Source organism: Paenibacillus sp. Dod16 (genome assembly GCF_049893405.1).
Classification (GTDB): Bacteria; Bacillota; Bacilli; order Paenibacillales; family Paenibacillaceae; genus Paenibacillus_AQ.
Genome location: NZ_JBNDYG010000076.1, coordinates 1 through 23488, shown reverse-complemented (window position 1 = coordinate 23488; position 23488 = coordinate 1). Strand labels below are relative to the sequence as shown.

The 23488-nt window shown below is 39.1% G+C and carries 25 protein-coding genes; all 25 read left to right on the top strand.

Annotated elements, in window-relative coordinates; genetic code table 11:
• Positions 1-196 precede the first annotated feature (196 nt).
• The gene (locus ACPV3A_RS35660) at positions 197-1444 is read left to right on the top strand and encodes a hypothetical protein (protein ID WP_063477413.1); all 1248 of its coding nucleotides are present in this window, start codon (positions 197-199) and stop codon (positions 1442-1444) included.
• 1246 nt (positions 1445-2690) lie between these two features.
• Positions 2691-3854 carry a hypothetical protein gene (locus ACPV3A_RS35655; protein ID WP_063477412.1) on the top strand — a complete coding sequence of 388 codons (1164 nt, stop codon included), beginning with the start codon at positions 2691-2693 and terminating at the stop codon, positions 3852-3854.
• 304 nt (positions 3855-4158) lie between these two features.
• Complete coding sequence (locus tag ACPV3A_RS35650; protein WP_063477411.1) at positions 4159-4410, top strand: hypothetical protein; 252 nt, start codon at positions 4159-4161, stop codon at positions 4408-4410.
• Positions 4411-4421: 11 nt separating this feature from the next.
• On the top strand, positions 4422-5225 hold the full coding sequence (locus ACPV3A_RS35645; RefSeq protein ID WP_063477410.1) for a hypothetical protein: 804 nt from the start codon (positions 4422-4424) through the stop codon (positions 5223-5225).
• A gap of 262 nt (positions 5226-5487) precedes the next feature.
• Complete coding sequence (locus ACPV3A_RS35640) at positions 5488-5883, top strand: hypothetical protein (protein ID WP_063477409.1); 396 nt, start codon at positions 5488-5490, stop codon at positions 5881-5883.
• 202 nt (positions 5884-6085) lie between these two features.
• Complete coding sequence (locus ACPV3A_RS35635; RefSeq protein WP_076153495.1) at positions 6086-6481, top strand: TrbC/VirB2 family protein; 396 nt, start codon at positions 6086-6088, stop codon at positions 6479-6481.
• Positions 6482-6544: 63 nt separating this feature from the next.
• Entirely contained in the window at positions 6545-6856 is a 312-nt protein-coding gene (locus tag ACPV3A_RS35630; RefSeq protein ID WP_063477407.1) for a PrgI family mobile element protein, read from the top strand.
• Between the two features lie 27 nt (positions 6857-6883).
• Positions 6884-7768, top strand: a complete 885-nt coding sequence (locus ACPV3A_RS35625; RefSeq protein WP_063477406.1) for a hypothetical protein — start codon at positions 6884-6886, stop codon at positions 7766-7768.
• Positions 7749-9860, top strand: a complete 2112-nt coding sequence (locus tag ACPV3A_RS35620; protein ID WP_063477405.1) for a VirB4 family type IV secretion system protein — start codon at positions 7749-7751, stop codon at positions 9858-9860. The genes ACPV3A_RS35625 and ACPV3A_RS35620 overlap by 20 nt, the downstream gene beginning before the upstream one ends.
• The gene (locus ACPV3A_RS35615) at positions 9861-12158 is read left to right on the top strand and encodes a hypothetical protein (protein WP_063477404.1); all 2298 of its coding nucleotides are present in this window, start codon (positions 9861-9863) and stop codon (positions 12156-12158) included. It abuts the gene before it with no gap.
• A 66-nt stretch (positions 12159-12224) separates the two neighbouring features.
• The gene (locus tag ACPV3A_RS35610; protein ID WP_063477403.1) at positions 12225-14084 is read left to right on the top strand and encodes a bifunctional lytic transglycosylase/C40 family peptidase; all 1860 of its coding nucleotides are present in this window, start codon (positions 12225-12227) and stop codon (positions 14082-14084) included.
• A gap of 12 nt (positions 14085-14096) precedes the next feature.
• Positions 14097-14597 carry a hypothetical protein gene (locus tag ACPV3A_RS35605; RefSeq protein WP_063477402.1) on the top strand — a complete coding sequence of 167 codons (501 nt, stop codon included), beginning with the start codon at positions 14097-14099 and terminating at the stop codon, positions 14595-14597.
• Positions 14598-14621: 24 nt separating this feature from the next.
• Positions 14622-15113, top strand: a complete 492-nt coding sequence (locus tag ACPV3A_RS35600; RefSeq protein WP_063477401.1) for a hypothetical protein — start codon at positions 14622-14624, stop codon at positions 15111-15113.
• A 35-nt stretch (positions 15114-15148) separates the two neighbouring features.
• Positions 15149-15307, top strand: coding sequence for an aspartyl-phosphate phosphatase Spo0E family protein (locus ACPV3A_RS35595; protein WP_082834222.1), 159 nt, complete (start codon positions 15149-15151; stop codon positions 15305-15307).
• A 97-nt stretch (positions 15308-15404) separates the two neighbouring features.
• On the top strand, positions 15405-16022 hold the full coding sequence (locus ACPV3A_RS35590; protein WP_063477400.1) for a hypothetical protein: 618 nt from the start codon (positions 15405-15407) through the stop codon (positions 16020-16022).
• Between the two features lie 13 nt (positions 16023-16035).
• The gene (locus tag ACPV3A_RS35585; protein ID WP_063477399.1) at positions 16036-16509 is read left to right on the top strand and encodes a hypothetical protein; all 474 of its coding nucleotides are present in this window, start codon (positions 16036-16038) and stop codon (positions 16507-16509) included.
• A gap of 1 nt (position 16510) precedes the next feature.
• Complete coding sequence (locus ACPV3A_RS35580; protein WP_063477398.1) at positions 16511-17119, top strand: hypothetical protein; 609 nt, start codon at positions 16511-16513, stop codon at positions 17117-17119.
• A 47-nt stretch (positions 17120-17166) separates the two neighbouring features.
• Positions 17167-17772 carry a transcriptional repressor LexA gene (gene lexA, locus ACPV3A_RS35575; protein ID WP_063477397.1) on the top strand — a complete coding sequence of 202 codons (606 nt, stop codon included), beginning with the start codon at positions 17167-17169 and terminating at the stop codon, positions 17770-17772.
• Between the two features lie 110 nt (positions 17773-17882).
• The gene (locus ACPV3A_RS35570) at positions 17883-18563 is read left to right on the top strand and encodes a DsbA family protein (protein WP_063477396.1); all 681 of its coding nucleotides are present in this window, start codon (positions 17883-17885) and stop codon (positions 18561-18563) included.
• 7 nt (positions 18564-18570) lie between these two features.
• Complete coding sequence (locus tag ACPV3A_RS35565) at positions 18571-19017, top strand: disulfide oxidoreductase (protein ID WP_063477395.1); 447 nt, start codon at positions 18571-18573, stop codon at positions 19015-19017.
• Positions 19007-21241, top strand: coding sequence for an S-layer homology domain-containing protein (locus tag ACPV3A_RS35560; protein ID WP_063477394.1), 2235 nt, complete (start codon positions 19007-19009; stop codon positions 21239-21241). Before ACPV3A_RS35565 ends, ACPV3A_RS35560 begins: the two co-directional genes overlap by 11 nt.
• A gap of 216 nt (positions 21242-21457) precedes the next feature.
• Positions 21458-21646, top strand: a complete 189-nt coding sequence (locus tag ACPV3A_RS35555; protein WP_063477393.1) for a hypothetical protein — start codon at positions 21458-21460, stop codon at positions 21644-21646.
• A gap of 429 nt (positions 21647-22075) precedes the next feature.
• The gene (locus tag ACPV3A_RS35550; RefSeq protein ID WP_063477392.1) at positions 22076-22288 is read left to right on the top strand and encodes a hypothetical protein; all 213 of its coding nucleotides are present in this window, start codon (positions 22076-22078) and stop codon (positions 22286-22288) included.
• 65 nt (positions 22289-22353) lie between these two features.
• Positions 22354-22845, top strand: a complete 492-nt coding sequence (locus tag ACPV3A_RS35545) for a hypothetical protein (protein WP_063477391.1) — start codon at positions 22354-22356, stop codon at positions 22843-22845.
• A 207-nt stretch (positions 22846-23052) separates the two neighbouring features.
• A complete protein-coding gene (locus ACPV3A_RS35540; RefSeq protein WP_063477390.1) occupies positions 23053-23328 on the top strand; it encodes a DNA cytosine methyltransferase in 276 nt (91 codons plus the stop codon).
• Positions 23329-23488: the final 160 nt, after the last annotated feature.

Here is a 23488-nt window from a genome sequence, read left to right as displayed (position 1 = left end):
AACTACCAGTAGTCTAAGTCAGAATCCTCAGAATTCTAGCACACAACTATATATCAGTATTATAACTGAATTATGATAAACTCAGAAAAATCAATAACTTCAGAACACAACTTTAATACCAAATAACAATTTCAAATCAAACAATGAAGCATGGGCATTTCCTGTATCTGAGCTTAGAGCTTTGATACAAAGATCTATGTATGACGCTAGATTACGAGAGCCGATACGGAAGTCGAGAATAAAACGTCTTGATACAATAAGCCCATTTACAGGGGAGAGATACGAAGCTCAAGAACAACTTGATATTTTCACTGTTCATGAAGAGAAAGAAGAATTTTCTTACGAACCAGTTTGTCTTGACGGGTTACCCGCATATCCGGATCTTGCCCTTGGGAGCTATTCCTTAGAAGCCCGAATTTTTTTGTTGAAAAATGTTCTTCATTATCAAGCTGAGGCAGAAATGGAATTTGTTACTCCGGATGATATAGAATACATAAAAAAAGTTTGGTCTGAAGAACTTGGATGGGACGGAGATGAGACAGACATCCGACCTGAAAAGATCCAATACGAAGGAGCACTGGTATTAGATGCAGAGTATAGATTGAATCATACCGAGACAACCATTCCTAATCTTGTTGTTGATCCTAGGTACTACTTGGCAGAGGAAAGCGGAGTTTCCTTAGATGTAATTAAAAATCTTAATGTACTAAATCCTGATCCTAAAGCTGAACATCGTTTTATCTATTATGTAACAATTGATTTTGGCGGCGGTGAGAAAGATATATGGAGTACATTTGAAAAGTCTAAACGTAAAACTGGTTATGCTGTTCCATACTATTGGCAACCAGTAACTGCATCATCCGGATCCTCGAACATTACGGATTACTGGAATAACGTCACTGTAATAGTGTGTAGACCTGAGATCTGTAACTTAGCCGATGCACAACAATTTGTAGAATCTTATATTGCTGCCGGTGAAGATATTATTGAACCAGAAGTAACAAACTGGGAGCGTATATATTGGAGCATTATCAAAGATAAAACAATTGAAGAGTCACGGAGATTTATTCTTAGATCAGGCAACCAACCAGGAGAGATTCCAGATTCTATAAAAAAATATGTTGGACTTATTGATGAAGAGATCACCATCGCTTCTTTAATTATGAAATCCTCAGTAAACACTGTTCTTTTTCGAATCGATCCGGAAGATGCTAGACGAGCTTGTGAAGCATCAACCTTATGGAACAAGGTGGTCGGAATTAAGTTATCTGGATATGATAACGGCCAGACAGTCCGAGAGTTTATCATGACGAAAGGATTACATCCAAGAGTGCTGCCGGCACCTATTATGTATCTTTATAACCTTTCAGAGAAAGAACTGTTCTGGAATTATCAGATGAAGCTATATGGGGAAAACGATGTCATTGATATCTGGCATTGTTAAACAAGTGCGCCTATAAGGGCGATTAGGAATTCAGCCTTTGGCAAGGCTGCGGGAAAAGCTCATATTCATCATCCCGTCACCAATCACTTACTTGCTCGGGGAAACCAGAGCGGGGACTGTAGCATGTGATTAAAGGTATAAGCCGTCAAAACTACTCAGATGAAGCAGAATACCAAGGTGAAAAGTGTAAACGAGGATAAAGGCTGTATTGCTTGAATGATAGTTCGAGGGGATTTAACATCGTCCGTATCGAAACGTAGTTGAAACGGTATGTGGCATCTGAGAGTGGCATCTGAGACAGTGTCTGATTGTTTGGCACAGTCCTCACGAGCCGAGGCCTCCCAAGCCCAATAAGGGTTAAAGAACGAAAGTCATATCCGACATTACACAAGCTATGTTCCTAATCGTACTAAATGGGGATTACCTAAGTGGGACGGCCATCTTTGGCTATGAGGGATAAACGCAACAGGGTTATGGCCTCTGAATATCCCATATGGTAACGGAGTTCTAGTAGTAGTCGGAGCGTGGGAAAACCACAGTACACTTATACCGAGGGGTATAAGACACTAATAAAACAAAAAAGGATCGAGCGATATGCCCAAACCTTTTCGGGGAAGATTACTTACGGATTTCATTTCGGCTACCTGTTAGCTCGATGGCTTTGTAAGAACTAATACCTAGAATTGGATTCAGGATGTTTTTGAGTAGATCAGTGTTAATTCGAAAACTCTTACCTGAGTGGGTGTAGCCTGAAAACAATACTTTTTGAGGCTCCATTTTCATATTCTCACATCCTTTAGTGGCCTTAATTCATTCTAACATAAATTAAGGAATATCAGTGATGGCGAAGGAGAACAGTTCATCTGGATTAATACAAAATTGGGAAGGAGCGAGAGGCTCTATGAGAAATCCAAGTGTAGTCAATGATCTTTAGATATTCACTAAATAGAGATCAGATGGTAATCTTGTCTTTTTAAAGATAATGGGCAATTTCCAAACCTATTCTGCAATTCGTTATAAATTGGCTTGAAATCAGGATTGGATTCTTCTATTATAGAGTTAGTTATATTTTTTGAAAGCCTCTTGCCATGCGGCATAAAGAGGAATTTACTTGTTGAAATACGCCCTGTGGGTGACTCAAGCATACATTGCTTATGTCATTCGCAGGGCTTTTTTGCGTCCAAATTGGTGAAGTTAGCTGCACTAAATTTTATTTTGATGATTCTACTAATTAGGAGGAATGGATATGTTTAAGATTAAATCGAGTGTGATTCAAGCTGTTGTATCAGCCATGGCAAAGAGTGTAAAGGACTCAGGTATAGGTGATAGGAATGTATACATTAAGAATATCGGTAACGATATAGTATCCTTCTACTTCACTTCACTTGATCTTTCAGCTGAGAAACGAATTAGTGCTGAGGTTAAGGGGGATTTCTTTGCAGCGACGAGTATGAAGGAGCTTGCTATCAAGGTTGCAGCTTTGCCGAGTCAAGAAGAAATCGAAGTGAACTTTATCCGAAAAGGGAACGGACAGTTTCTGCAGTTGGTTTGGGGGAGTAACGGAAGACGAAGTGAGATGACGGTTACTGTCCTTAATGAGGAAACAGAATTTCTAGAAGTCCCTCTGCCAGAAGAAAAGGTGCTCTGGGGTCCAAAGGTGTTATCTCATCTTGTAAACAAGTTTAAGGGTTTTACTGTAAAATCATCAAGCAATGACGCTAGAAATTCACCTGTTCTCTCTGGAATCATGATATCTCAGAATACCTCAGGTCACTGCATTCTACGTGCGACTGACCGTCATAACTCAGTCACTTTTATTTCAAGAGATTATAAGTGGCTAGAGAAGGATGTAATAATTGACACGTCTTATTTACATGGTATTTCTAATCTCATTCCTTCTGACTGTGAAGTGGAAGTTGGAATTAACGAGCAAGCGAGCTTGGTAATTTTTCAGACACCGGATACAACTTGTGTATGCCGAGTTCTGAACGGAAAATATCCTGAGATCGATAAGATTTACGATCACAATGTAGAGTGTAAGTATATATTTGATCGTCCTGAGCTTATGGAGCTGTGTTCCAGGGTTTTGAAAATTGTTGATACAGGAGCAAAATTAGTGAAATTTGAGACGAGGAAAAATCTGGTATTTGCAGTTGTTCCAAATGTCTTGGAGCAGCAATTGGGAGCAACTGTTGAAGGGCTTAAATGGTCCTTTGCTGTGAATGCAGAAAAATTGCTTGAATGCGTAAAGTTTTTTGAGGCAGAGGATGAAATTACACTTTATATCAAAGATCCGGGCAATAAACCAATCACAATTGGTTCAGATGAGGAGCCTGACATCCAAATGGCAACTACTCCTTATAAGGTCAATGGAATTAATGCAGGTAATAAGTCCAAAGTGATGGTTTAATTGTCATCGCTTGTCATCAGATTGTAGCGGTGGTAAAATGTATATATAAACAATGCTTAATTTGCCCTCCGTCAAGCGACTTATGAGGGTTCATTTTAACTAGTCATTCACCCCCAAAGGTGTATTTGTGTTTTTTTGACACATTTCCACTTTTGGGGGTTTTTTATTTACGAATCTTTGAGATGCTCTTCTGTTCTAGCAGAGCATCTCTTTGTATTTAAAGCGGCCATTTCTTTTGTTGACTATAAGAACGTATGTTCTTATAATGAAAAAGAAGTGGACCTCAAATTGGGAGGTTTTACTAATGAGTAGAGCGACATGGGTTAATGCAAAGTACGAATCGATGGATCATGGTTTAAGTGACCTTCAAAGACATTATTTATTACAGGAATTGCGTATTAACCATTCCCGACCAACGAATTTGCTCCGCTCCATAGCAAAAGCTAGAGCGTTCAAGCAAAGAGTGTTATGGATATTCCAAGAAATGATGGTCGTGGTAGGTCTATTCATGTCCATATTATTTGTGGCAGTATTGTTGATTATCTGGCAAATGTAGGAGGACGACCAATGGCTGTTCTGATTATACTCGCGATCGTTGGAATTCCTGCAATTGTTGGATTTTGTAGTGGACTCACTACAAATAACATCACCGTTGACAGGAGTCCCAGCATGAATAGTAAAAATGACAATCATCTAAATTTTGAAAGTGAGCATGAAATCAGCAGTTGGCCATCATTTACTCTTTCCCAACCAACATCAATAGATGAGGATGTTGTTATTGATCAACAAGCTGAGTCGATTAAGCCAGAAGTTTCTTCACTCACACCTGAAGTTGAAACGGGTCTTATGAAATTGTTGGGAGAGATTGGTGCTGAGATGGATAAGGATGCTACTAGCACACCTCTTGAAGCATATGATGGTTCAGATGCGGCCGGATTCAAAATGAATACAGTTTCTATAGAGGATCATGATATTGATCGAATGTTAGAAACCTTACGTGACGCAGATGTTCCGCCTCCAATAGCAGACAATTTGATTGAATTTCCTGGTCAAAATTCCCCTTTACCTAAAAAAGAATACAGTGCGATTCGGAAGAGATATGGAGAAGTTTTCGCAGACCAAATCACAACAACTCCATCAATTGGAGCAACAAACAATGAAATAGATGTAATGATGGGAAGAGTTAGCTTCTCTGAGGATGGAACCATGTTCCTGACTTATAACAACGCCTCGATTCAAATTAGAGGTCTAGGTCTAACAGAAGAGTTAGAGGGAGAAGTGATCTTAGTTAATGGTTTTTTTATTGATGACAATGCATTTATGGTTGAAGAGATCGTTCAACTCAAAGAAACAAAGAAAGAAGTACTGTAGTAAGTTGCAAGGGAATTGTCGAAGTTCCCTCGCTTCTTTTAGCCTAATTTCGAAAATTAGGCTAAAAGAAGCGGATAAACAAGTCTTTCGCCTCATGTCCACCTAGTTATATTTTCCCATTTTATCTATCGACAAGTTGATGATTCTTGTAGTAAAATGACATCAAAGGGAAGAATGAACATTCAAATGAACATTCATCAATCATCATGAGTTACATAATATTATCAGAAATACGCAGTTTATCTTAAGAGGAGTTGAGCGAATGTCTGCATACAAACATAGAAGAAGCGGAGACGAAATTTTGAACAATGATAAATTAATCGAGCAAATCCGGCTCTGTATGATTGGTGATTATAATCAAAAATTGTTCAATGATTTCCCTAATGGGAATGGCGAAATAGAGTACGACGTGCGTGGGGGTCAACTTCAAAAAAACATCCAGATCCGTAAGGTCAGTCTATTAGATGAAAATGTAACTAACGTTGTATTCTCTCGTAAAGGACTAGAATTGTTACTCCGTAAAACTGAGGAGCGATTAAAAAAGTGGAAGCCACTTGATTACGCCACCATTAACTTGCAATTGTTTCTAGATGAAAATGGCGACATCGTGGACATCACGATAACGGTACGAATCGAACAGCATTTCAAAAGATTCTAGCTTGACAAAAGATTGTGAAGCAAAGATAATTGTAGACAGGATACACTCCTGCTTTTTCCAAATATCATATTTTCGTAGAGCGGAAGCACCGCCTATTTTAGGTCAGCACTGACCTGAATTGGGCTGTGCTTTTTTTGCGTTTTCGGAAAGGAGTGATCGTGGGCTTTTTTGCAATAAGTATCAAAATAATCCCGAGGGGAGCATGGTAAGGGTGAAAAAAAAGGTTTTAGTTGTTTTGTTTTTCCTGACGCTTTGCATGGCTGTGATAGCACCAATGAGTGCGTTTGCAGCTACAGGAGGCGCAGGTGATGTAAGCTGCTCGGATACATTCGGAAAAGGTACTGGAACGGCGGATCAAACGATCACAGATACATTGAAGTCTGTTATCAAAATCATCGGCGGTGCTGGCGGATTGTTATTCACACTGGCTGTCATGATTATTGCAATTATGATCATTTTTGGTTCCATAAGTGCACAGAAACGAAGCACTTACTGGACAGCCCTGATAGGGTGTTTCTGTGGAGCCTTTGTTTTCTTTGGAGGCTATAAGTTCGCAGGAGCGATCGCGCAGCTTGCTCAGGGTGGAGCAGCCTGCTAATTATTTGGCATTTCGGGTGGGGTTATAAGCCGCCCGAAATGTTTTTCTATGGGGGTGTAGTAAATGGGTGAAATACTTGTGCCAATCGATATTACTCAAGAGGAGAAAAGCGTACTAGCGTTATTCTCACTGAGGCAATTTTTTCTTGTCGTTCCTGTAGGATTTCTAATGATTGCTTTCATTATGTGGGGGACCGTCCCATTTATAAGTGGACTAGCAGATTTCATTACTCGGATCATACTGTTTCTAATCGTGACAGGAATTGCAGTTTTGTTGGCTTATTTTAAGCTTGACAGATACGAGATGTATTTAAGCGATTATGTGAAAGTTAGATGGAAATTCGCCAAGTCACAAAAAACGTATCAATCCTTGTAAATAATGAAAGCGGTAGGGGGTTCATTGATGGATGGTTTTGATATTTTAATTACATGCACGATGGTACTACTGGGATTGACACTTGTCTTTCTAATCTTTGCCAAGAAAAGAATGGATCGAAATGAACCGGTTTTCGGTTGGGCGAGAAAACAGCATATGCAAGAAACGGGTCAAAATCAAACTTCTCCTTCGGGGAATGTCAAGCTAAAAAAAGGTTCTGAGCGAATTATAGATATGCTTTCTTTAGAAGATGTAAAGGCCGGTATTTTCGAGAAAAAACATAACGAGTATTGTCTCATCGTATCTTCAGACTCAGTAAATTATGATCTACTTTCGGAAGGTGCCAGACAAGCCATCATTCTCGGTTACAGTTCTCTGTATCGAGTTATCAGATTTCCAGTGCAAATTCTTGGACAAGCCGTAACCCAAGACCTCCGTCGAGAAGAAGAACGGTTTGAGATCAATTTAAAGAAATGTAATACACACACTCGCGGTTACAACAACTCCGTTATTCAACACATTAAAGAGCGATCTCAGGAAGAGTTTCGTATTACCCGGAAGACATACTATGTGGTTTCTTATGTACCACAAACCGGTAGAATGGGCGCTTTATCTCCTGAAGACAGAGCAAAAGATATCCAAGATGAGCTCTATCAAAGGGCATGGACTATTGTTCAGATGCTTAAACAATGCGATATTCAATCCGAGATTTTGGATAGCTTAAGAGCCATGGAAGTGTTAAAACGCGCACTCAATCGAGATCGTATGGTCGTTAACCCCATTGATGATGTTGCGGATCGTGAAAAACTTAGTTCTTTATATGTAACGATCGATCCTACAACCCTGCCAGGATATGAGGACCTTGTAAATGATGTAGAGGAGGTGCGTGGTTATGTTCAAGAGGCTATTTAATCGAAAGAATTCACCAAAGAAGAATGAATCTTCAACAGAAGAGCAGATTTCTCTAGAGAAGGATAAGAATAAAGGAGACTCAAGAGATTTATATTTCCCCAGTATGATGGATAATCTCACGAACGATGGTATCACTTTTGAAAAGGACCATTTCGTTATCCAGACTGGCCTTGGTGATGTAAAGTACGGAAGGTCCTTCTTTGTAAAACCTTCTGGCTATCCACGAACGGTTCGCATAGGTTGGCTAGAGGGATTGTTTGCAGGAGATGACATGGATGTTTCGGTTCATATTGAACCATTAGATCGGAATGCTGCCATTAAGAAGTTGCAGAAGAAAATAGATGAATTTGAAACCGTCGTTTATTCTGCAGCCAACCGTAATGAAGGCGCGAAAATCGAAGATGCAATGCAAAAACGTGATGATGCAAAGTTTTTACAAAGGCAGATTAAGAATAATCAAAATGGCCTCTATTACGTATCAGTTCAGGGAACAGTCTTTGCCAATACTCTGAATGATTTGAACGCTAAATCACGAGAGATTGAACGGGATCTTGGTGGTGAATCAATCGAGATCATTAACTCATATGGCCGTCAGAAAGAAGGGTTTCTGTCATGTTTGCCGCTAGGGAAGAACTATTTGGAGAAGACAGACCGAAATTTGGATCAACTTTCTTTAACTGCAATTTTCCCTCATGCAAGCTCTAAACTTAATCATCAAGGCGGATTTCCAATAGGTCGTTACGGAAGAGAGTATGTGTATTATAACAACTTTGATACTAGTCTTAGCAATTATAGTATGGGGATCTTTGGTGTGTCAGGGTCTGGTAAGTCGGTACTCGTAAAACAGATCATTGGACGCGGGTTTATGGATGGGATTGAGAAAAATGTCATTATTGACTGTGAACCTGAGTATATCGCACTTACAAAAGCACTAGGTGGTATAGTCATTCCAATATATCCATCTAAATCTAATCAAGCAAGTCGTATTAACCCTTATGATATTTTCCCAGAGAAAGAAATTATCAATCAAGGTTATGAAAATGAATATACGATTGAACGAATTAATGTCCCGGAAAAAATAACAGAACTTCTAGAATTCTATAAGGTCATGAAGGAGTCATTGACACCTGATGCGAGAGGTTTGACCCCGATTGAAATTGGTGTATTAAGTGATGTTCTAGAGGAGCAATTCACATCAAGAGGCATCACTGAAGATCCGGAATCCATTTATCAGAACGAGGAAGATATCGATGAAAATGGAAGAATAACGTATCGTCGCAAGTATATTGAAATGCCAACTATTTCTGAAACGCACAAGATGCTCGAAGAAATTCGTGATAATGGCTACGAAGACCTAAAAGAACTGTGTACAATTGTACATTTGTTTACCAAAAATAAGGCGTTTGGAATGTTTGACGGTCAAACTCAGATTATTGCAGATTCGGGTGTTTCCCTCGATGATGCTCCTGTTATCAACTTTGATATCTCGAAACTAAGTGCAAACGGAATCGAAAGACCGCTAGCTCAACACGTTTTGATGACATGGGTATGGAATAGATTCATTGTCTCAAATCCAAAAGCTAAAAAGCGGGTCATTATTGACGAAGCCTGGATGATGATCAAGTACAGTACGATGATGGAATGGCTTAAGCAATTGAGTGCGCGTGGCCGTAAATGGAATGTATCTCTTACTCTTGTTAGTCAGCGTTATGAGATGTTTGATCGTACAGAGGCTGCAAGGGATGTTGTCGCCCAGTTTGAAACCGTGTGCTTCTTAAAACAATCTGATCAAGATATTAAGCCTATTTTGGATACGTATCGATTGTCTGATGATGTTGGCAATATGATACGCACGGCAAGTACTGGAGATGTAATCATGAAAGCCGGAAAGCAGATCGTGAGCTTCAGATCAGAGCCTACACCAGAAGAATGGCCATATCTTAATACGAACCAAAACATCCAAATGGGTCCTGGACCAGGAGGCGATGGGCCAGGTACTGGTACAAAACGGGTACGATCAAGAGAAGAGATGATCGATTTTTTAGAACACTCGCTTAAATTGAAAGAGGTTGAAGGAGAGGAAGTGGCCTAAGTGAAACGCACTGTTTCAATAGTTTTGCTCGCCGTGATCCTCTCAGTCTTCCTACTGCAAAGTATGGCCTTTGCAGCTACTGATACTGGATTGTTGATGCCACCAGGTACAACTTCGGTTGATGGTGAAGGCAAACTTTTCAGTGATGAAAAGTTAGAGCAAATGAAAAAGGATAAAGAGGACGCAAGCCTTACAGATGGAATCATGCTGGGGTTTATTCTAAGTCTTTTCAATGCTGTTCATATTAGTAGCTTACCAACATTAATATTTGGCAATCCATATGGAGATTCTGGGACCCTCAATTACGGGATTTTTAGTGTAGGTGAAATGGAAAAAATCATTAATCCGATCTTAGGGTTATTAACCGGATTATATACTCTCATTCTAACGGCTGCTATTATGGTTTCTGCTGCTAAATTTGGATTAAAAGCATACTCACCCCAGGCGAAGGCTGATTTCTGGACAGACATAAATATGTGGGTGCTCTCAGCGTTCTTTATGGGTAGCTTTTGGTTGATTTTCAAAGTAATGATGAGTATAAATCTTGCACTCGTTTCCTCTATGTTCGATACCTTAAAGGCTACAGGTGCCGATGCAAACGGAGTATCGTTGATTGCTAGCGCTGGGAATTTTAATTTGGGTAATGCGATTGTTTATTTGGCGGAATTTGGACTCACTCTGTATTTGAACATCATCTATATCGCACGAAAAGTAATCATTATTTTTCTTGTGGTACTTTCACCATTTGCCGCGTACAGTTTGATTTTTGCAAAAACTAGAGCGTTCTTTGGAACATGGATGAAAGAATTAGCGGGAAATATTTTTCTTCAGTCAATACACGCAATCACGATTTTTGTCTTTGCCCAGTTATCTAGTCTTGCTGGAGAGGGCGGAGCTGAAATCTATGCAACTATCTATAGGTTGGGTCTATTGATTATGTTTATACCTATAACCGGCATGATTTCGAGATGGCTTAATTTGGGAGATTCAAGTTCCAAACTTGGGCAAACAGCTACTATGATGGGAGCTGGCTCAGTAGCCGGTGCAATGATGCTAGCAAAAGGTGCCGGCAACATGTTGGGTGGTAAACGAGCTGGTGGTGCTATGTCAGGAGCAATGACCGGAGGGATGACTGGAGGAATGGCTCCTGGATCGGGCAGTATGTCCGGATCTGCTCCGGATATGGGTAGTGATGCAGGAATGACAGCCCTCACTATGGCAGCTAAAGGTGGATCCGGTTGGCAAAAGTTCAAGAATATTGCTGGTGGAGTAGGAGCCGTTGCCGGGGGTGCTGTTGGTCTAACTATGGGTCCGGCGGGTGTTGCGGTTGGTGCAAAGCTGGGTGGAACGGCCGTGAAGGGCGCTATGCAAGGTGCACGTAATGTAAGTGCTGGGGTTAAAAACAGTTCAATGATGGCCACTTCTGCATTTTTCCCTGAGGGTGTTAAGTCGGCTTACCAATCAGCATCAGGTTCAGGCTTCTTTACTAAGATGAGGAGCATGGGATCTACAGGCAAAGAGAATTTCTCAGACATGTGGAACCATCTCGGAGAACGTCGTCGGTTCATGGGAAACATGGGAGAAGCATTGGGTAGCACAGTTGGAGCGGGTGCAGTCGGTCAAAAGCTGGGCCATATGTTCTCAGGTGCAAGCAGAGGCCGTGTTCAAGGGGCAAGTGAGATGTTTGGTGGAATGAATGATATGACCTTGCCTAAATTAGCTCAGAAATATGCCGGACAAAATGTTACATGGGAACAGAACAACAGTGGTTCAGCCTTTTATGCTCAAACGGCTAATGGTAAACAGCGTATTAGTAACTACGGAGCTGCTGACCCTACTTTGAAAAAAGGCGAGACTCGTGTCGCTGATTATAAATTCCCTGGTCATAACGAGAAATTTGAGCGTCAACCAAACGGCTCTTATAAATTATCTATGCCGCAGAGTTCGCAAGGGCATACATATGGGCCTAATGCAGTCGAAGGGCCTATCGGAATGTCTGGAGGTTCTAATGAACATATTGCTCGAACATCTGGAGCGTATATTCGAGGAGCTGATGGTTCTCGTTTTGAAGATAACCGGGTTGATGCAGCAAAGATTACGCCTGACAACTACTTCTCACACAACATAAAAGGTACGGATCGAAGGGATTGGAGTGATAAGGGGGCTGACTTATTATCTCGAAAAACTAAAGCTAGCACTGAATATACACCTCCAACAAACCAAACCAAGAAATTAAGCACTATAGCAAATCAAGCAGTTCGAGAACGAGCACGAACAAAAAATAAGGTTGTACTTTAAACAAGATTGAGGATGGTTGGGATTTTTCTCAGTCATCCTCATGCTCTATGATTGGACGGTGGAGGTATGAACCCTCAAGATCTAGCAAATGATGCAGCTGGTCAAGCAGGTGGTGCCGGCAAAAAAATCGCTGGGAAAATGGCCAGAAAAGCAGCGGGAAAAGCATTGAAATTCCTGAAAAAAATTGCTAAGGAATTTATAAAAAAATTGATTTTGGTTGTTGGCAAAAGTCTGCTTGCCATATTAGGTCCTTGGGTGCTGGGTGCTTTGGCTGTTGTCTTAGTTGTGGCGATAATTCTTTCGGCGATTCCATTTGCCGATTGGTTTCTAGGTGGAAACTCCAGAAGTGAATCACAGAAAAAAGCGGATATTCAGTATGAGGAAAAGTTTAAAAAAGCGGCTGATAAGACAGTAGCAGAAATTAATAATATAGAAGCAAATGCAGCGTGGAAAGCCAACTTGATGAACACTTTAAAACCAAGTTGGGGTATACCCGCTGCTTTGGTTCGATATCATATTGTAGTGAAAGATAAGAAAGTAAAGCTTTCCGATTATGATCCGGATGACCTCATTCAATTATTTAAACCTACCTTTTCATATTCCACTATAACCGATGACATGGAAACAATTAAGACAGTAACATATTGCACTACTACGGATGAAGAGGGAAACACCCACACCACAGGCCCTACGACAAATATAACCTCTACGGCTAGACCAGCTCACAAGGTATTATCAGCTGCTACATTTAACTACGGAAATATGAATATTAAACCATTAAAACGGTATTATCCAGGGGGAACTGAAACTAAAACAGATCAATGGGATGAAACTGGTACCAGCTCAAGTGGTGATTGCACTACTACGTCCTATAGACAGTACGAGCATACTACAGTTGATGATAGATTCCAGCCTGTTCTTAATATTGATGGTCCAAAATTTCAAAGCGTGCTTATTGGGCAGGGAATAAAGCAGGAAGATATGAAACTTGTGTATGAGTTTATTAAAACGGCTGATCCTACTTGGAATCCTTATTTGTATGGTGGAAACGGTAGCGGTAATGGCCTTGGAGGATACGCAGGGCAAGCAAAAGTATCCGAAGCAGTTATGAGATGGGAACCACTTGTACGAAAATATGCGATTATATACGGCATTGAGGATCAAGTTAACCTTATCCTTGCGGTAATTCAGCAGGAATCTGGAGGAAATCATCTGGACGTTATGCAATCTTCAGAGTCTGCAAATCTACCACCCAATACAATAATTGATCCAGAGGTTTCTATCATGTACGGTGTCAAACATTTCGCTTCTGTATTTAGATCAGCAGGTGGAGATATCAAAATAACATTGCAAGCTTACAATTTTGGCGGTGGTTTTATTGATTACGCTCAAAAACGTGGTGGGTATTCTAAAGAAGTTGCAATCGAATTCAGTGAGATGATGGCAGCCCGATATGGCTGGGCACGTTATGGAGATGTTAATTACGTCGAACATGTCTTACGCTACTATACGGATTGGAGCAACTTGACGGTTGGATCCGATGGTCAGATATTCGATGTACAAGAAGCTCTTAATATCATGAGTAAATATATGGGACTCCCTTATGTTTGGGGTGGAAGAACGCCAAGCAGTGGTGGTTTTGATTGTTCAGGTCTTCTTGAATTTGCTTTTAATAAACTTGGAATTAATTTATACGGGACAGCTGCAATCCAATACAACAAAACAGTTCCAGTAAGTGAAAGTGAGGCACAGCCTGGAGACTTGGTTTTCTGGGTGACTAGAGGAGATTTCCCATCACATGTAGGGATGTATTTGGGGAATGATAGTTTTATCAATGCTAACAATTCGAAGGGAGTCAGTATTTCTTCGGTAAGTAACTGGAATAAGTTGTACCCATTCTTAGGCTATAGAAGAATTGTTAAGTAAAGGAGACTATATATGAAAAAATGGGCAATTATACTATCGATCTTAGTTCTGTTTCTACTTAACATAACTCAACTCTTGAACGCCCAGCAATTGAGATCACAGATTGAAGAGCAAGATTATATCGTAAAAGCTGAGAATGCTAATCAGGATTTTATTGAAAAGTTTTTTTCCTACAGTTCAACGAAGGAGAGATATGAAAATATTAAACCTTTGACAACAGAGGAAGGCTTTAGAGCCACACTTCCATCTGGAATCGAAATTCCAGAGGACAACGGAAGTGAATTATCGGTAACATCTAGAATGGATAAGCTGAAGCCGTATATTTACCCCTCGATAGATAAAAATAAAGTTGACTTTATGAACAAATTCGAAGTTTCTACGATTTTTAATAAGATTAAAACCACTCAAGAAATTATCATTTATACCCAAGTAGTCTATGACCAAATAAGCGGGTGGAAAGTTAATGATGTTGAATTTGTGAGTAGTTTAGGAAATGGTTACGAACAATATTAAAGAACAGTAGAAGGGAAGATCCTAATGGATGAAATTTTTGGAGGCTTACACGTTCTGTTCGAACAATTGATCAGATTACTCCAAATTGTAGGGTTACCTATTTTCTCAGTATTACTAATTGTAGGTTTCTTGTTACTTCTAACATCTGGTAAAAACCCGAGGCGAAAAAAAATGGGATATGTGTTTACTATCGTTTTTGGTATTGGAGCATTACTAATTGCGTATGCACCTTTAGTAGCCCATTCATTGGGTGGGATGGAATTTTCACAAGATCAACAGAATGAGACGGTTGAAAGTATGGTGGATGGTGCCGGTACCATTGGTCCGTCTTTATATAAGGGGGTTTGGTATATCTCCGTGCCAGTAGTATTTACTATGTTCTATTTTGGTTTATTGGTGAGGTTATCGGCCGCCAAGAACCCACAAAGAAAGAGATTAGGATTAGGTATGATGATATTCAGTCCGTTAGTGTTGTTGGCAGCTTATTTAATTCCCTCTCTTACAAACATGTTATAAAGAAAATTTCGATTTTTAGAAAGGATGTATGGTCAATGTCCAAGAAAGATGAGATCGAGGCTTTGAGAGGAAGGTTGGTTGCAGCAGTAGATGAACATGGTTTGAAAAGTGATGAAGTGCTTGATATAAGCCAAGAAATGGACATCTTACATAACTCCTTCAATCAAGACAAAAAATTATCAACTGAAAAGTAAGAAGAAAAGACCGGCAATTTGACGCCGGTCTATTTTATGTCTGCTTGTGTTTTCTGAAGGCATGTTATAAAATGGAAGTGAATAGGATGGTGATAAAATGAATGAGTTTATTGGGCCAGAGTTGACTCTTGATGAATATGATAAACTCTATGCCACCATTATGAGAAAACTTAAAGAGCCCTTCCCGAATGGAACTGTAAAAAAGAAAAATAAAAGTGATAGAAGTGCACATATACCGGTGCAGGCATATATCAAAAAACTAAATTACGCTGCAGGTGGTTACTATAAATGGAGGATAACAAATGAAAAGCCAATAATACATGAGGAAGAAGGTCTGCTAGAAATGAGAGGTCTTCTTACCATTCTAGGTACAAGCGTTGAGGGACAAGGATCTCAAAAATTCTATTATGCTGAGGGAACTAAGCAGATTCAAAATAAAGATGAAGTAATTAAAGCTGCAGGTCGCCGCGCATTGGTGCATGCGTTGGATATGTTTGAAACTGGCTGGCTTGACCTTGCTCCACACAGAGAATGGGGATCGAATCCCGGCTTGGGTTTACGGGAAAATGAAGAAGAAGACTCTGACAATCCGAAATGTCATAACTGTGGTCAAATTCTAACTGTTGATGAAGTGAAGCTTATTGAATCTGCACAATGGAAAATATACTACTGTGATAAGCATGTTCCTGAATTTGTACGAAAGAAATTAAAGTAGGGATGTGATATTAATGAATGAAACATGCCGGAAATGTGGGCATTTTGATCCTCTAGTTGAAGTATGCGGTATAAACCTATCTGTAGAAAATGACGTAACCCATTGTAAGGGATTCAATAGATATATAAATCTTTTGAATGAATACACTGAACAAACTGGGAAATTTCACACAGTAGCTACTAAGCGTGGACTGGAGAGAGCAATACCAGCGTATTCTGATCTTAACTTAGAAGACGTATCAAACAATGATGGGTCCGTTGAATCTATTTTTACATTTCAGGGTCAGAGGGAACTTATATTCAATTATGGTGTAAATATTGCGACCCAGATTGCAACGGAAAATAGCATTCATCTTAATGTGTTACAATATGAAACAAATAGTTTAGGTAGTCCAGAAAAAATCAGGGAATATTTTGACGATAAACAGAGATTCAAGAATTCTAAAGAGCATTATTGGATGAGCGATACTCCAATAGAGGTGTGGTAACTTGAAGAAATGCCTGTCTATGTGGATCCTGCCAGAACTTTGGGATACCGTGAAAAATTCTTGTGAAAATAAAAAGATATCTCACTTCTTTGAAGAATATACATCGAATCTTTTGTTGAGGAATTGGGAAATTCCATATCAAATTAATCGGCAAGTATCTTCCTATCGTTTAAGAGCAAAATTTTCGGATGATTTCCCGCTTCAGCGAAAAAGGATTTCGCTTAACACTGATCAAATGAACGATCTCAAACAACAAGTACAAAATAAATTGCTCTTACACTACGGATCTGAAGAGCCCCCTTCTCTTGCAGCTCTGGTGACAATGGTCCTTTACTTATTTTGTAAAGAGCAAAATATAATCTTGCATAACGAGCTGTTTTTCTCTGATGAATACTTTTCAAGTAGGTATGTTCTCTCGGAACAATCTGTACTTGAGAAAATGAATGAAATGTTTGGGAAACTAGGACGCTTACCTACTGCAAGAGAATATGCCGAAGCCGGAGGAGAAGGATCTTTATCCTACTTAAAAACAATTTTTGGATCATTTTCAAATGCTAAAGCAGAATACGTCTTACGAATCCAGGACAAATCAAATCAATTTCTCGAATAGAAAAGGTTCGGCTATAATAATACAAACGGATCCGAGGTGAGTATAAAATGCTTCATGGTACTCAAGCAAAAGTTTATGAGTTTCTAAAAAAGCATGCCAAGTTGAGGGGGTATCCCCCTTCTGTCCGTGAAATCGGTGAAGCGTTAGGTCTTTGCTCCAGCTCAACAGTTCATGGACATCTTGAAAGATTAGAGAAGAAAGGCTTCATCCGGAGAGATCCTAGCAAACCAAGGGCAATTGAGCTAATACAACAAGAAGAAATGCAATTGGATAAGAGCACAATTAAGAATGTTCCTTTAATTGGGAAGGTAACTGCCGGCACACCAATAGAGGCCTTCGAGAACATCGAAGAGTTCTTCCCTGTTCCGATAAATACGGATGGGACTTTTTTTCTGACAGTTAAAGGGGATAGTATGCAAGATGCTGGAATTCACAATGGAGACTATGTACTTGTAAAAAAACAAACAATCGCTGAAAATGGAGATATTGTTGTTGCTAAGACACCGGAAGGTGAAGTTACTGTAAAGAAATTTTACTTGGAAGAAAAGAGTATCCGGCTTCAGCCGTGCAACAAAAATTATAAACCTATGTATTTTGATTCGATTTCAGTAATCGGGAAAGTGGTTGGATTATTTCGTTTTTCAATGGTGTAAGATCAACTGATACAATCGCATAGGCAAATAAACTGGAAGCACCAGTCGAATACACCCAGCAGGGGTGTGTTCACTGCGTGCTTTTTTAATTTTGAGGAGGAAATTAAGAAATGAACATGAGAATGAAGTCTGTAGTAGTTGTAATAGTAGTGATTCTAGTGTTTTCGTTAATGGTAGCTATGGTAGCGGCTAAAGGGAAGAAGAATGATCCGCAACCTCTTAATGAAAACGTCTCATTGAGCCATTTCGATGTTCAGCCGGTTCTTGGGGATCCAAATGCACCTGTGAGTATAGTTGAGTTCGGCGATTTTAAATGTCCTGGTTGCCAGTACTTTGCAATGAATATATATCCTGAGATAGTTAGGGATTTTATTGATACAGGAAAGGCAAACTTTAAATTCGTCAACTTCCCATTCCTGGGGCCGGATTCTCATACTGCTGCAGAAGCGAGTGAATATGTTTTGGAAAATAGTCCCGAAGATTTCTGGACCTATTTTGAAGAGATCTATAAGAACCAAGGAGATGAATCAGAAAATTGGGCAACCATTGATTATCTTATCACATTAGCAAAACAGGCAAACGTAAACGTTGATTATCATGATATGGAAAAGTCTCTATTGAACGGAGTATTTAGTGAAATTGTAAATGAAGACCTTGAGTTCTCTCGTAACTTGCAAATACGTCAGACTCCATCTTTGATTGTAAACGGGACCTTAATTCAGACAGGGAGCATGTCCTATAAGCAAATTAAAGAAGCAATAGAGCAGGCCATTGGTAGTGAGGTGGAATAACGACAGAATGCTTATTTTAAAAAGATATTCTTTTCTGTTTGCATGGATTGTGTCCATTATATCTACTTGTGGCAGCCTTTATTTTAGCGAAGTATTGTTTTTTGAACCGTGCAAGCTATGTTGGTTTCAGCGTATTTGCATGTATCCGCTCACGGTGATCTTGGGATATGCGGCTCTGAAAGATGACAGAATGATTGCCAAGCTTTCATACCCATTCGTCCTCATAGGTTTAATTATTGCTATCTATCATTATTTGGGTCAAAAAATCTCCTCAATAGGAAAGTTGCTTCCGTGCAGTGTAGGTGTTCCATGTAATGTTGACTATATTGATTGGTTCGGCTTCATAACAATCCCGCTTTTATCCTTAGTAGCATTCGGTCTCATACTAATAGTAATTTGGTTCTCACGCGGCTTCGATAGCCTTAAATCAAAGGGGGATTCATATGTTAATTAATATATTAAAAACATCAAAAGTATCATTGCTGGTGCTTTTCACCATTTTTCTTGGAAGCTTCACTCTGATGACCCAAACGAATGCTGCTAATGAAAGTGATGCGCGATTACATGGTTTGTACGTATCAGAAGTTTCTTCACTATCCCCTGAATTCAATCCCGATACCTATTTGTATTCCGCTTATGTTCCATCTAACCAATCATTTGTCAATATTTCGGCTGTTCCCATTAACGAGAATGCAAAAGTAACCATTAATGGCATGGAGCCACTCGGTGAACTGCGACATACGAAGATCTCACTTTCATATGGTACGAACACCATTCATATCTCTACCCATATCCCGAATACAAATCTTACATCAAGCTATGTTGTTGTGATTACCAGACAGCAGTCAGGTTCTGATAATTTATTCGATTTATCTTTTAGTAATCTTACATTAGATCGTTTTTTTACATCTGAAGTGACCAATTACTATGGCACAGCTAACCCAGGTGTTAGACAAATCGGTGTAACACCCATTACAACGAATGGTTCAAGCGTTACGATTAACGGCAAAAATGTTGGATCGGGGAGCACTCAAATTGTTGCTTTAAATAATGAGACAACGATCATTACTGTCTTGATTGCAGATTCTGAAGGCGTATCAAAAACATATACCATCAATGTCAGACGTTCTGATATTAGTACGAACGCTTCGTTAAAGAGTGTAGCAGTCAATCAAAAAGAATATACAATTACAAACTCAAATATTATGAGTTACGTTGATAAAGGTGTCTCTGGAGCTCAATTAACCTTAATACCATCGGATCTATCATCTACAGTAAAGTTGAATGGTAATTTGATCGCCAGTAATACTGTTAATGTGTATTTAGATAGTAAGCAAACAAACATATTTACAATAACTGTTACAGCAGCTGATGGTATTACTCAAAAAACTTATGATTTATACGTACTGCGTGATTTATCCCATGGTTCAAATGTAAATCAGGTGAGTTCTACAAGTTTGGGGTCAGATACATTAATAGAAATCAAAAATGGTGAACTTGTTGTTACGGAAGGAAAGGGTGCAAGCTCAACATCTCAGCGTGGCTTGAATGGTAGTCGTAATTTAATCGTTACACTCAACGACACTGAAATCATCAAAGAAATAAATAAAGCATCATCAACAGCGAAAAAAATGAAAATTGATTATGCGAGTCTTATGGGTTTAGATGATAGGCTTACTGTAAAATTCTCCAAGAATCTTCTAGAGACGCTTCGTTTGAAGGGAATCGAAATTGAAGTACTGTCTCAGAACTCAACTCTTTCGTTTTTGGCAGTGAATATTATTGGCAACAAGAATTTTCCAGAGTCCTCATTGACTGTAGGCCGAGTGGTTTCTAAGAGTAGATTTGGATCCGAATTCATACCGGTTACAAGTGCGATCGAAATCGCTGGTACCGGCGAGTTTTCAAATACAGCAAGTGTCTTTGGACCGTATACTTTAAAGATGAAAATTACGGTAAGTACTGGTGATAACCGGAAGTCGAATGTATATAAAGAAACTAACAGTGGTTGGAGTGTGATTTCAAGCCAGACTTTAGATGATGAGAAGGAGGCAAAAAATCTATCTGCTGGTACATACATTGTTATGGATTACATAAAAAGATTCACCGATATAAGCAACCATTGGGCACATGATATTATCGAATTCATGGCCAAAAAACAAATAGTAGATGGTTATAGGGATGACTCATTTAAACCAAATCGTTATATTACAAGAGCAGAATTCACTACATTGTTAGTACGGGTATTGAGGGATAATAATATCGAAAAAGGAAATCAAGCTGCCTCGTTTAAAGATATTTCCTCATCCTTCTGGGCTCATGACTATATAAATGAAGGATTCAAATTAGGATTAATTACGGGGATAACGCTGGATACTTTCGATCCAGATCGAAACATAAGCAGAGAGGAAATGGCAGCTATTGCTGTTAGAGCAATGCATGTTTTAAAAGGAAATAATACAAATGCCTTGCAATCAAACGAAATTGCTTCGCTTTTAAACAAATTTAAAGACCATAATGATGTCAGTAAATGGGCAAGATCTGAACTTGCTCATGCTGTTAATGAAAAAATAATTGACGGTGTACTCGATAATCATATGGATCCAAAAGGCAAGGCTACAAGAGCACAAGCCGTAGTTATTCTTTATAAGGTGCTAGATGTTACCAATACTTTATAAGTTTGAAGGGGCAGATCCTTTCATTAAGTATCATTGGGAAGAGTAGTGCTCACACATGTCGATAGAGGTTTCTAATCAATATATTTTTTGGCCGTAAAGTACAAGATAGGAAAAGAACTAATATAAGGAGTTATTAGGAGGGTAATGGTTTAATAAAGCAGAGCATAATCAATTTGAAGGCAGTTCCTAAATCTTAGAGAGAGGGCGAGAAAAAATATGAAGACTGAAGAAAGAGAGGTTCTTACAAACACACAAGGAGACGTGACAATCATTGGAGAAGTGCAAGGTGATGTAATGCAGAAAATAGTTGAACTGATGTCTAAAGGTCCAGCACCTGTAAGATTCTCACACTTAGCACGAACAGAGAAAGAAATGAAACAAAATTTTAAGAACCTGGATAAATAGGAGTAGAGGCAATGGATAGGAAGGAGAAAGTGAATGTGATGTAGAGCTCATTGAAAGACCCCTATGCATGGAGGCAGAAATGCCTCCTTTCTTTAATGACAAACCAAAACACTTAATATATAATAATGAAAAATGACACGAAATTATTAGACTCAACCAGGCGGTATAGAGTCAATTTAAGGTTTAAGAAAGCACCTTCAGGTGATTAATCCAAGAGGAATTTCTCTTCTATTAATCGTCTTAAGGTGCTTTTTTTTGCGCTTACAAAGATGAGGGGGAGGTGTTTTATGAAAGAATAGTATATAGGATCGATAAAATTAAGAATATCCTTGTTAGTTGTTAGATTTGAATGACATTTTTACAGAAGACCACATGAATCTCTTTAGGAGGTTAATGTGGTTTTTATTTTGAAAGGAGCATATTAAAAGGATGGAACAAATGAATAAGCGGGATGAAAGCCCAGTGTTTAATGTTGAACAAATGTCGAAGTTGGTTGAAAATGAGTCATTCTTAAAAATGGTCTTTAACGATCTTATACAACAGGGCAACGCTCCTGAAAGTGTATTAGAAACACTATTTTGGTCTGAAGTGGCTGAAGATTCAGTGTATAGCTTTCAATACAACAAGTTTGCTTCTAAATAAATTTAATCTATCGGAAAAGAACATTAGTAGAAGCCTTAATACGACTCAGGAGGTGAATAGTTATTATGAGTAGACCAAGGCCAATTGAAGTTCATGTCAATAGTAAGGGCAAGAAGCATCATATATTTCAAAAATTAATACATGCTGATTCGGAATATATTTTTATTCCAGTTGACGGGAAACTGAAGACGGATTTTTTTAACAAAGGGTTGCTTGATGGGAGAAAAAAACACCTACCTTTCTTCACCAGTTTAAGTGATTGCGAAAGCCAATGGGCAATAGTTATTCCTCATCAGTTGGTCAATGGACAATTAGTTAATCGCTGTTTTGCTGGCGTGCTTAGTTTAGAAGTTACGTACATTATTCGGATCAAAGAAGCGAATGCTTTTTTGGAAAACGTATGTATGACATGTGAATATTACGGATCACCCCAATGTTATTTGAAAGCATCTTTTGATTGTGGAGTAGAGGACCGCGATCGTTATCGCGATGGTAGTTGGCTAGAACTACAGAAGGAGATTCGAATGGAACGTAAACGATTGGCATTCCCTGTCTAACAGGTTGAGGGATTCGAAGCAGCTCCGTGCCACGGTAAGTATGCCACACTTGAGTTGCTTCGGCTCTTCAGAACCTCATAAAACCGTTACAGTGATTGAAGCCGGGTTTAAGACGCTTCACACAAGTGTAGAATACGACCCAAGTGTATTCCATGTCGGTTGCCCTCTTTTAAAGCCAGTGAGCTTTAAAGAGAAGAGGGCTAATGAATGCCTAATGTTCAAGGGAAGTACACAATTGCATCACTGTTTTCTGGAGCTGGTTTTCTAGATCTATCCTTCAGAGATTCATTTGAAATTATTTGGGCTAACGAGTTTTGTCGTCCTGCTGCGGAAAGCTATGTAGCTAATATAGGTAATCATATTCGAGTTGGTGATATCAACGATATAACAACTAATGAGATACCCTATGCAGATGTTTTCATTGGAGGCCCACCTTGCCAAGATTATTCCTCGTCAGGAAAAAACAGAGGCGAGTGTGAGTAATGGTTATAATTGAGATTGATTTTATTAATAATTGAGATTTATTATATCTTTTAAGTGAGACCAATTTAAAGACTAGTTTAATCAGACCCCTGATTTCACTAGTCTTTTTGTCTTACTAAGATATGTATCGTTCTTGCTTTATATGTATCGTTCTTGCTTT